Annotated in this window: 3 protein-coding genes and 1 riboswitch; of the genes, 1 reads left to right on the top strand and 2 read right to left on the bottom strand. The window is 69.5% G+C overall.

Annotated elements, in window-relative coordinates:
• Positions 1-47 precede the first annotated feature (47 nt).
• A riboswitch (yybP-ykoY riboswitch) is annotated at positions 48-190 on the top strand.
• Between the two features lie 61 nt (positions 191-251).
• Entirely contained in the window at positions 252-827 is a 576-nt protein-coding gene (locus ACFJI2_RS28880) for a TMEM165/GDT1 family protein (RefSeq protein ID WP_377702921.1), read from the top strand.
• A 58-nt stretch (positions 828-885) separates the two neighbouring features.
• On the opposite strand, the gene ACFJI2_RS28875 is transcribed toward ACFJI2_RS28880, so the two are convergent.
• The gene (locus tag ACFJI2_RS28875) at positions 886-9,468 is read right to left on the bottom strand and encodes a GH36-type glycosyl hydrolase domain-containing protein (RefSeq protein ID WP_377702920.1); all 8,583 of its coding nucleotides are present in this window, start codon (positions 9,466-9,468) and stop codon (positions 886-888) included.
• Positions 9,469-9,746: 278 nt separating this feature from the next.
• A complete protein-coding gene (locus tag ACFJI2_RS28870; RefSeq protein WP_377702919.1) occupies positions 9,747-11,825 on the bottom strand; it encodes an aminotransferase class V-fold PLP-dependent enzyme in 2,079 nt (692 codons plus the stop codon).
• Positions 11,826-11,849 lie beyond the last annotated feature (24 nt).

Here is an 11,849-nt window from a genome sequence, read left to right as displayed (position 1 = left end):
ATAGCATAGAAGGGGAGGGAAATCAGTCTGCTATAATGCGCGCTGAACTTTAGGGAGTAGTCGGCTTCCGGCCCCACCGGAAGAATCTGCGTCAACATAATCGGCCCGCAGGCCGTGGCGCAGATGGCCGCCGCCAGGTGCACCAGCACCGGCCGCGCAGCTTGACGAGACTATCGATCGAGGGGCGGCCGCTATGGGCCGGAGTCGCCCCTGGATCTTTGGTTAACGTCCGGCCCTGAAGACCTCACAACATGGAAGCTTTCCTCCTCTCCACCGGCATCGTTGCCCTCGCTGAAATCGGCGACAAGACCCAACTGCTCGCGTTCTGCCTCGCTGCGCAATTCCGCCGTCCGATCCCGATCGTGCTGGGCATATTCACGGCCACCGTGGCCAACCATGCTTTTGCCGGCGCCGTCGGCAGCTTTATCACCGGCCTGATGGGGCCGGAGGTGCTGCGCTGGGTGCTGGGCCTGTCCTTCCTGGCCATGGCGGCGTGGATACTGGTGCCGGACGAGATCGACGAGGATGATCAGCCGCAGGCCAGATATGGCGTGTTCGTGGCCACCGTGATCGCGTTCTTCCTGGCTGAGATGGGCGACAAGACGCAGATCGCCACCGTGGCGCTGGCGGCGCGCTTCGACAGCCTGCTGGCCGTCGTGGCCGGCACCACCTTCGGCATGATGCTGGCCAATGTGCCGGCGGTTTACCTGGGCAAGAGCGTGGCCGCCAAGATCCCGCTCAAGCTGGTGCACGGGATTGCCGCCGCGATCTTTGCCGCGATCGGCGTGGCCACCTTGCTGGGGGCCGGCGCCGCCTTGGGCGTTTGATGCGGTGGCGGCGGCTCTCGGCGGGTTACGCGCTGCGCGCTAACCCGCCCTACCCGCCCTACCCTGCCAGCACCAGCGTGGCGGCGTGCGGCTGGCCGTCGTCCACCAGCTGGATGTCGGCGCCGGGCTGCGGCGCGCCGTCCACCGTCAGGCCGGCGGCGCCCTCGCGCTTGATCTCGATGGTGTAGACGCTGGCGCCGTAGCGGTAGGTCAGCGTGTAGCCCGGCCACGCGGCGGGGATGCGCGGCGCCAGCGACAGCTTGTCGGCCATGCGCGTGAGGCCCAGCAGGGACTCCAGGATCAGGCGGTACATCCAGCCCGACGACCCGGTGTACCAGCTCCACCCGCCGCGCCCGACGTGCGGCGATACCGCGTACACGTCCGCCGTCACCACATAGGGCTCGACCTTGTACACCGCGCTCGATTCAGCCGTGCTGCCGTGCTGCACCGGGTTAATCATGCGCATCAGCTCCCAGGCCTTCTCCACGTCGCCCATCCTGGCGAACGCCATCACGGTCCAGATGGCCGCGTGCGTGTACTGGCCGCCGTTCTCGCGCACGCCCGGCACATAGCCGCGGATATAGCCCGGATTCAGGTCGGCCTTGTCGAACGGCGGATCGAGCAGCTGGATCAGGCCGAAGTCGCGCCGCACCAGGCGCTTGTCCACCTGCGCCATCGCCCCGTGCACGCGCTCCTTGCTGGCCGCGCCGGACAGGATGCCCCAGCTTTGCGAGATCGAGTCGATCTGGCATTCCTCGTTCTCGTGCGAGCCGAGCGGCGTGCCGTCGTCGAAGTAGGCGCGGCGGTACCACTCGCCGTCCCAGGCGTTCTGCTCGACGTTGGCGGACAGCTTGCGCGCCTCCTCGCGGCACTCGGCAGCGAAGGCGGCGTCACCGCGCTTGTCGGCCACTTCCGCAAAGCGCTGCAGCACCTCGTACAGGAAGAAGGCCAGCCACACGCTCTCGCCCTTGCCCTCCTCGCCCACCTTGTCCATGCCGTCGTTCCAGTCGCAGGAACCGATCAGCGGCAGGCCGTGCACGCCGAAGCGCAGGCCGTTGCGGATGGCGCGCATGCAGTGCTCGTACACGCTGCCGGTGACGGCCGAACGGGTCGGCATGTCGTAGTAGGAGTCCTCTTCCGGCTTGACCGGGCGGCCTTCCAGGAAGTGCACCACCTCGTCCAGCACCGTCAAATCGCCGGTGGTGGCCACGTAGCGCGCCACGCCCAGCGGCAGCCACAGGTAGTCGTCCGAGCAGTGCGTGCGCACGCCCCGGTCCGACGGCGGATGCCACCAGTGCTGCACGTCCCCTTCCAGGAACTGGTGCGCGCAGCACAGCACGATATGGTCGCGCAGCAGCTGCGGTTCGGTGTGCACCATGGCCATCGCGTCCTGCAGCTGGTCGCGGAAGCCGAAGGCGCCGCCGGACTGGTAGTAGCCGCTGCGCGCCCACATGCGGCAGGCGATGGTCTGGTACATCAGCCAGCCGTTGGCGATCACGTCCAGCGACGCTTCCGGCGTGGCGATCTGCACCGCGCCCAGCACCTTGTCCCAGTGCGCGCGCACCGCAGCGAGCGTGTCGCGCGCGGCGGCCTGGCCGCCGTGCTTCTGCACCATGCTGGAGGCGTCCGCGTTGCGGCGTCCGCCCAGGCCGAGCAGGAACACGATCTCGCGCTCCTGGCCCGGCAGCAGCTCGAACGGCACCTGGATGGCGGCGCAGGAATCGAGCGCGGTGCCGACCTTGCCGGACAGGCGCACCCGGTGCAGCGCCTGCGGATTGGCCAGCGTGCCGTTGCGGCCCAGGAACTCGGTGCGGTCGGCCGTCACCGAACGGGTGGTGGCGTCGGCGTTGAAGAAGGCCACCCGGCCGGAAAACTCGGTGTTGTACGGATTGCGCGCGAACAGTGCGCCGCTGATCGGATCGAGCTCGGTGATGATGTGCATGCCGGACTTGGAACGCATGTCGCCCAGCACCCATTCCACGTAGCCGGTGGCCGACAAGCGGCGCGGCATCTGCGAATCGTTGCGCACCTTGAGCACCGTGTAGCGCAGCGGCGCGTCCAGCGCCACATAGGTGGTCAGCTCGGAAGCGATGCCGGCCTCGGTGTGCTCGAAGCTGCTGTAGCCGAAGCCGTGGCGCGTGACATAGTCGCCGCTGCCGCGCGCCGGCAATGCCGTGGGCGACCAGAAGCGGCCGCTCTGCTCGTCGCGCAGGTAGAACGCTTCGCCGCTGCCGTCGGACACCGGGTCGTTATGCCACGGCGTGAGACGGAACTCGTGCGCGTTCTCCTGCCAGGTGTAGGCCTGGCCGCTTTCGGAAATGACGCTGCCGAACTGCGGATTGGCCAGCACATTGGACCACGGCGCGGGCGTGCGCTGCCCCTCGCTGGTGACGATCACGTATTCGCTGCCGTCGGCCGAGAAGCCGCCGATGCCGTTGGCCAGCTGCAGCCCTTGCGGCGTGTGCAGGTGCGGGCCGGCCTCGTCGTATTCGCCGCGCGGGTCCGCCATCAGCGGCGGCATGCGCAGCGGCGCCGGGCCGGGCCGCTTGAGCTGCTCGGCCAGCGTGCCGCGCTCGTCGCTGATGATGACGCGCGCCACCGACTGCAGCAGGATCCGGTCTTCCGGTGCGATCTGCTCGCCCATGCGCACGAAGATGCCGCCCGGCCGGTCGATGGCCTGGGCGTCGATGCCGGAGGCGATCAGGCCCATGATCTGGTCCTGCAGCGCCTGCCGGTAGCCGGACAGGTCCTCGTACCAGATCACCAGGTCCACCGTCAGGCCTTTCAGGCGCCAGTAGGCGTGCGCCTGCACCATCTGGCGCGCCAGCTCGATGTTGGCCGGGTCGCGGATCTGCAGCAGCACGATGGGCAGGTCGCCGGAAATGGCGTAGGCCCACAGGCCGGACTGGCCGCGCTGGTTCTTGCTCAGGATGCCGGCGTCGGCGCGCAGCACGGCGTTCGGGTAGATCACGCTGTTGGCCAGGCGGCCGTACAGCTGCGCGTCCGTTTCGCTGGCGTTGAGCTGGCGCAGCACCACCTGGCTGTGGGTCCAGGCCAGTTCGAACACGCGGTCGGCCAGGTGGCGGTCCTGGTATTTGTCGATCAGGTGCAGCGCGGACTCGCGCGTGTCGGTCATGCCGGTGACGATATCGACCGTGGCCGATTCGTCCGGCTCCAGCACGATCTGGTAGCGGATCGACACGATGGGGTCCAGCACCGAGCCTTCGGCGCCGCTCAGCGGGCCGGCCTCCTTCATGGCGCGCGGCGCGACGGCGGTGTTGCCGCGCCCGATGAAGCGCGCGCGGTCGGTTTCGTAGGAGACGTTGCTGATGGCCGCGTCGTGCAAGGTCATCAGGTGCAGCATATAGGGCATGTGCTCGCCCTTTCCGCGCGGACGGCGCGTGCACAGGATGGCCGTTTCCTGCGGCAGGATCTCGGTCTGCACGAACAGCTTGGAGAAGGCCGGGTGCGCCGCGTCGGCCGGCGCGGGCGCCATCACCACTTCGGCGAAGCTGGTCACTTCGATGGTGCGGCGGCGGTCGGACTTGTTGGTGATGCGGGTGCGCCGCATTTCGATATCGTCCTCCGGCGACACCACGATCTCGGTGTACAGTTCCAGCTCGCGGTCGCTGCGGCGGAACTCGGCGCGGCCTTCGGAGAAGATCACCTCGTACTTGCGCGGCTCGGCCAGCGTGGGCTGGTAGGTGGTGGACCAGAAGGTGCCGTCGTCCAGGTCGCGCAGGTAGCAGAAGTTGCCCCAGTTGTCGCGCGTGCTGTCCTCGCGCCAGCGCGTCACGGCCAGGTCCTTCCAGCGGCTGTAGCTGCCGCCGGCGCTGGTCACCATCACGTGGTAGCGGCCGTTCGACAGCAGCTGGGTTTCCGGCACCGGCGCGCTGGGCTGGGTCAGGATGCGCATCGGCAGCGCCTGTTCCTGCGCCGCCGTGCGGATGGCGGCCTGCTCGGCGGTATTGGAATAGAAGGCGCCCGCCTGCGGGCTGCGCTCCTGCAGCACCAGCAGGGTCGATTGCAGCAGCGGGTCGGCTTCGAAGCGGCGCTGCATGGGCCGGTCGTGCAGCAGATAGCTCAGCGACAGCAAGCCCATGCCCTGGTGGTGCACCATGAAGGAGCGGACCACCGCGTGGTTCTGGCCGCGCGGCAGGCGCGCCGGCGTGTAGTCGATCGCCTCGTAGAAGCCGTAGCGGCCCATGAAGCCCATGCCGGCCATCTTCTGCAGGTTCAGGCAGGACGCTTCCGGATGCACCATCAGGCCCATCATGGAGGCATACGGCGCCACCACCAGGTCGTCCGCCAGGCCGCGCTTGAGGCCCAGCCCGGGCACGCCGAAGGCGCGGTACTGGTAGTTCAGCGCCGCGTCCACCGTGTTGTAGCCGGACTCGGAGATCCCCCACGGCACGCTGCGCTGCTTGCCGTAGTCGATCTGCGCGGCGATCACGGAATTGTAGGTCTGGTCCAGCAAGGTGCTGGGGTAGTTCGGCATCACCAGCAGCGGCATCAGGTACTCGAACATCGAGCCGCTCCACGACAGCAGCACCGGCTTGCCGCCCAGCATGCACAGCTGGCGCCCCAGCGCGAACCAGTGCTCCTGCGGCAGCTGCCCCTGCGCGATGGCGACAAAGCTGGCCAGCCGCACTTCGGAAGCCAGCAGGTCGTAATAGCTGGCGTCCAGGCGGCGCTCGGTGACGTTGTAGCCGATGGCCAGCAGGTTGGTGGTGGGGTTGAACAGGAAGCCATATTCCACCTGGGCGTATTCCTGCGCCTGGCGCGCCAGCTCGGCCAGCTGCTCCATGCGCTGGCGCGCCTGCGCGGCGCCCTGCGCCACCAGCCCGGCCAGCAGCTGCTGCCGCTCGCGTTCGCCCGGCGCCAGGTCGGACTGCGCGCTGGCGCCTTGCGGCATGGCGGCCAGTTCGCGCAGCGTGGGGATGCGCAGCAGGTTGGCGTCGAACACCTCGCCGGCGGTCACCCACGGCGCCAGCAGCAGCAGATCGTCCAGCGCGGCCTTGCACTGCACGGCCAGCGCCGCCGCCCACGTCTGCGCGGTAGCGTCGGCGGGCTGGTAGGCCGCGCTGATGGCGGCCATGCGCTGGAGCCAGGCGTGCAGTTCGATCAGGTTGGACGGATACAGCGGGCGCATCGGCGCAATTTCCTTTTGCAGCTGGATCAGCTCCTCGGGCAGATCGGCGCCGCCGCCCGGCGCCTGCGCCACCGCCTCCATCAGCACCAGGATGGAGGTGCCGATGCCGTCCACGATACGCGGCGACAGGATGGGCTGGTCCGCCATCTGCAGCAAGCCTTGCTGCAGGGTGAGCAAATGGCCGGCCAGGTTGCCGCTGTCCACCGTCGAGATGTAGATCGGGTACAGCGGCTTCATGGTCAGCGTGTCGTACCAGTTGTAGAAGTGGCCCTGGTGGCGGTCCAGCTTGGCCATGGCCCCCATGGTGCCGGCGGTGCGCGCCACCAGCTGCGCGCCGCAGATGTAGCCGAAGTCGTGCGCGGTCAGGTTGGCCAGCAGCGCCATGCCGATGTTGGTGGGCGAGGTGCGGTGCGCGATCACCTGCACCGGGTGCTCCTGCATATTATCGGGCGGCAGCCAGTTGTCTTCCGGCCCGACGAAGGTGTCGAAATAGGCCCAGGTCTTGCGCGCCACCATGTGCAGGAAGGTGTTCTGCTCGGGGCTCAGTTCGGCCCGTTCGCGGCGCAGCGGCTGGCTGATCCACCATGCCACCACCGGCGCGGCCAGCCAGCCGCCCAGGAACACCAGCGCGGCGGCGAAGGCGTGCGGACGCCAGGCCACCAGCGCCGTGCCGGCCACCAGCGCCAGCGCCGGCGAGGCCCACATGGTGCGCCAGTAGTCGGCCAGTTCATTGCCGTTGCGCGACAGGGCCGAGGCGCGCCACTGCAGCATGCGGCGCTTCGATACCAGCATGCGCCACATGGTGCGCACGATGGCGTCCAGGCCGAAGAAGGATTCGTAGGGCAGGAACACCAGCGTCAGCAGCGCGTGCGAGAACTGCATGCCGCTGCGGCGCGCGGTGGCGTTGATGTGCTGCGTCCACAGGGTGTCGCGCGGCTTGTGCACCAGGTCGTAGATGGTGCTGGCCAGCGGCGGCACGAAGATCACCGCCAGCACGGCCAGGGTCCAGAACCACGGGTCGGGCAGCGCGCTCCAGGCCAGCAGCAGCGACAGGATCAGCACCGGCGCCACCAGGCTGCGGCGCAGGTTGTCGAACAGCTTCCAGCGCGACAGCGCGGACAGCGGATTGCGCTCGCGCTGGCCGCCGCGCAGCGGCACCTTGCCCACCAGCCAGGACAGCAGCTGCCAGTCGCCGCGTATCCAGCGCTGGCGGCGGCTGATGTCGTCGCTGTAGCGGGCCGGGTACTGCTCGTACAGCTGGGCGTCGCTCAGCAGGCCGGCGCGCAGGTAGCAGCCTTCCAGCAGGTCGTGGCTGAGGATGCGGTTGTCCGGCAGGCGCGCACCCAGCACGCGCTCGAACACGTCCACGTCGTAGATGCCCTTGCCGATAAAGGAGCCTTCGTAGAACACGTCCTGGTAGACATCGGACACGGTGCGGGTATAGGGGTCGATGCCCGGCTCGCCGCCGCACAGCTTCTCGTAGCGCGACGCCTGCTCGCTGGGCAGGCTGACCGCCACGCGCGGCTGCAGGATGCCGTAGCCTTCGGTGACCCGGTTGCGGCGCGCGTCGATCACGGGGCGGTTCAGCGGGTGCTGCATGGTGGCCACGAACTGGCGCGCGGCGTCGCGCGGCAGCTGGGTGTCGGTATCGAGCGTGATGACGTACTTGAAGGTTTCCAGGTCGCTGGTGTCGCCCACCACCAGCGAGAAGCGGTCGCGCGCGCCGCCGCGCAGGAAGCGGTTCAGGTCTTCCAGCTTGCCGCGCTTGCGCTCGCGCCCCATCCAGGCGTTCTCGGACGCGTTCCACAGGCGCGGCCGGTGCAGCAGCAGGAAGGGGCCGGCCGGCGCGTTGCCCTGCGGCCCGGCGGTCGGCGCGGCGCCGCGCGGCGTGGCGTCGGCGCCCGGCGTATACAGGTCGTTGAGGCGGCGGATCTCGTCCTGCGCCTGCTGCAGCAAGGCGGCGTCGCCCGGCAGCACTTCCTCGCTCGCGTCGGCGAAATCGGTCAGCAGGCAGAAACGCAGGTTGCTGTCGCGGTTGGCCAGGAAGCGCACCTCCAGCTGCTCGCACAGCTCGGCCACGTTGTCCTTGCTGTAAATGAGCGTGGGCACCACCACCAGCGCGCGCGCATCGGACGGGATGCCGTGCTTGTAGTCCATGCGCGGCAAGGGGTTGGGCCGCGTCAGCAGCGTGGCGGCCCAGTTCACCAGCGCCAGCGCCAGCTGGCTGCTGCACAGCACGGCCAGCAGCGCCAGCACGGCCAGCTGCCAGCCCTGCACGCCTTCGTTGCCGGCGCGCTCCACCAGCAGGCCGCTGAGGACCACCGTGATGGCGGCGATGGCGCCCAGGTAGGAGGTGAGCGGCGAGGCGCGCGTGGTGCGCTGGATGGACGCCAGCGGCGGCAGGCGCACGCCGGCCTGCTGTTCCAGCGCCAGCACGCCGTTGCCCACCAGGTAGTAGCCGATGTGGGCGTGGCGCGGGTCCGGGCCGTCGCGCCGGGCGCCGGCCAGCTGCAGCGCCATCACGGCGATTTCCGGCTCGCTGTACTGCGAGCGCTTGGCCAGCTTCTCGATCACGTGCCGGTACTGGTCGCGCGTGGCGAAATCCATTTCGCCGTAGATGTCGGCCGGGTCCAGGCGCAGGGTCTGTTCGACCGCGCTCATGGTTTCGACGAACTCCTGCCAATCCATGGTGCCGAGGAAGCGCAGGCTGCCGATGCTGTTGGCGATGGACACCTGCTCGGCGGCCTGGTGCTGGATCTCGGTCTGGATCTGCTGTTCGATGGTCTGGCCCGATTCGGCCAGGCGGTGCGTGATCCACGTCAGCGCCAGCGTCAGCGTGGCGCTCTGGCCTTGCAGGCGGCGCGCCAGTTCGGCCACGAAGCCGCTGGTGATGGGCGGATTGGAGCGCGCCATGTCGGCCACCAGCAGGATCAGGCCGCTGGGGTTCTTGTCGGCGATCTCCATCATCTGGTCGGCCCAGCTGTTGGCCAGGTCGCGCTCGATGCGGTTCTCGGCCACGCGCGCGGCCACGCGGCGCAGGTTCTCGATCAGCGCCAGGCGCAGCATGATGGGGATGGCCCACAGTTCGCCCAGCTTGAGCGTGGCCACTTCCTGGTAGGCGTCGACAAAGCGGCACAGGCTTTCGGGATCGACCCGGCCGTCGCCGTGGGCGATGATTTCCAGCGCAATCTGGTACACGCGCGGCGTGCCGTCCGGCGCCCCTTTCGACAGGCGCGGCAGCTCCTTGCTGTAGTTCTTCGGCAGGTGGCGCCGCGCCGTGCGGATCTGCTCTTCGATCAGGTAGGAGTTATCCAGCAGCCACTCGGAAGCCGGCGTGATCTGGCGCGCATGCTTGACCGCGTCGGTCAGTTCGTCGCAGGTCTGGGCGATCACCTCGGCATTTTCAGCCAGGCGCGCCAGCAGGCGGTCCGGGCCGCCGCGTTTGCTCAATTCATGCGTCTGGGCCAGCGTCTTGCCATGGGCCGCCATCTGTTGTGCGCTGAACAGCTCGGCACGTAAAGGGGAATCATCATCGTGCGCACCGCCCTGCAGGCGCCAGAGGTGGCCTCCCGGAAACCTATTGTCGCCTCAGGCAACAGTATCGGACGTTCATTCAACTTGGACCTCGCAATCTACCCTGACAAGCATTGTCAAGTATGGTCCAAGCAATGTTACGGAGGCGCACGACACGCGACGGTGCGCTGACGTACAGAAACACGCAAGCTCAGCTGTAACAGTAGGTTCCTTGCGTCAACTCGGGGCGGCTGTCATGCGGCCAGGGGCAGCGCGGCCGCCGGCAGCGCCGCCAGCGCCATGCCGCCGGCCAGGTCGTAGGCCTGCGCGTAGCCCAGGCGGCGCAGGCATTGCGCGGCCCGCGCGCTGCGGTTGCCGCTGCGGCAGAAGAACACCAGCGGCACTTGCACCGGCGCGCCCAGCCACTCGGGTATCTGGCCCGCCAGCTGCCCCAGCGGCACGCTGACGACCTTGCCGCCCAGCGCCGCCGGCAAGCCGACCAGATGTTCATGGCTTTCGCGCACATCGACCAGCACGGCGTCGGGATGGCGCTGCAGCAGCGCCTGCAGCGCGGCCGTGTCCAGGTGCAGCGCGGACTCGGGCTCGCCGGTGCCGCCCGCTGCCGCCGCCTGCGCCTGCAGGCTGCTGCAGAACGGCTGCTGCGCATCGCTGGCGGCGCACAGCAAGGTGTCTTCGCGCACCACGCCGGCCAGCTGCTGCGGCGCCAGCGCGCCGATGAAAGCGTGGCGCACCGCTGCCGCAGGCAAGGCGCGGCCATCGGCACGGCCCAGCAGATAGAGGGCCTGGTGCGCCCCCACCAGCACGCGGCGCAGCGCCTGCGCGCCCAGCGCCAGCAGCTCGCCGCCGCCCTGGCCGGCGCCCGGCCAGCCGAAAGCGTCCGCGCCCGGCGCCACGCCCAGCGCGCGCGACAACGTGGTCAGGTCGGCGCCGGGCGTGGTGCCCAGCACGGCCTGCACGCTGTAGCCCAGGCCGCGCACATGGGCCGCGATGCGGTCGCTCAATTCAGGCTGCGGGTCGATCACCACGCAGCTGCGGCTCGCGGCGTCGTGCACCAGCCAGCTGCACGCGCCGCCGCTGCCCAGCTGCAGCACGCCGTCCTGCGCCGGCAGGCCGCCGTCCGCCGCGATCAGGCCGCTGGCGCGCAGCGCGGCGCCGCAGCGCTCGATGCGTTCGCAGGCGCGCGCGATGGAGGCCTCGTCCGCCAGCGGGCCGAAGGACAGGCGGATGGCGCTGGCGGCGCGCCAGTCCGGCACGCCCATGGCCTGCAGCACGTAGCTGGGGGCGGCCTTGGCGGCGGAACACGCGCTGCCCGAGCTGACGCGCACACCGGCCGCGTCGAATACATCCATCAGCTCCTTGCTGGACAGGCCCGGCACCGAGAAATTGAGCGTGGTCGGCAGCGCGTGCTCGAAGGCGGCATTGAACACCACGCCCGGCAGCGCGCGGCGCAGGCTGGCCGCCAGGCGCTCGCGGAAGGTGCACAGCACGTCGTGCGGGCGGAACACGCCGCCCTGCTCCAGCGCCGCCAGCACCGCGTCCAGCGCGGCCACGCCGGCCATGTTCTCGGTGCCCGAGCGCTGCGCCGCCTCCTGCCCGCCGCCCACGATCAGCGGCGTGAACGGCGCGCCCTGGCGCACGTACAGCATGCCGATGCCCTTGGGCGCGTACAGCTTGTGGCCCGAGAACGGCGCGTAGTCGATGCGGCTGCGCGCCAGGCGCAGGCGGAACTTGCCCAGCGCCTGCACGCAATCGACCATCCAGTAGGCGGCGCAGCCGGTTTCCTCCAGCAGGCCCTCGATGCCGGCCACGTCCGACAGCACGCCGGTTTCATTGTTGGCCGCCATGGTGCACAGCATGGCCGTTTCCGGCAGGCGCGCGCGCAGCGCCTGCAAGTCGTGGCGGCCGTCGCCGTCGACCGGCAGCTTGCTCAGGGTGAGGTTCAGCCCCAGCAGGCGGTTCCAGTGCGCCAGCGCTTCCGGCACGGCCTTGTGCTCGGTGGCGCCGTACACCAGCATCGAACCGATGGCCTGGCCGGCGTCGCGCCGCTCGCGCAGCGCGCACAGGGCCGACAGCACGGCGGTCTGGATGCCCTCGGTGGCGCCGCTGTTGAACATCAGGCGGCCCTGCTCCACGCCGAGCAGGCGCATGGCGCGCTGGCGGGCACCGTCCAGCAGCGCCTTGGCCTGCAGGCCGGTGGTGTGGCTGCTGCTGGGATTGCCGTAGCAGTCCTCCATGGCGCGCACGGCGGCGGCGATGGCGGCGGGCAGGACGGGGCTGGTGGCGTTGCCGTCGAGGTAGATTTCTGGAGTCATGATGAGGCCGTGTGCAGGATTTCC

It is taken from the genome of Pseudoduganella sp. UC29_71 (assembly GCF_042693265.1).
Taxonomy (GTDB): domain Bacteria; phylum Pseudomonadota; class Gammaproteobacteria; order Burkholderiales; family Burkholderiaceae_D; genus Rugamonas.
Note: the sequence above shows the minus strand (reverse complement) of the source record. Positions and strands in the feature narration are given on the sequence as shown.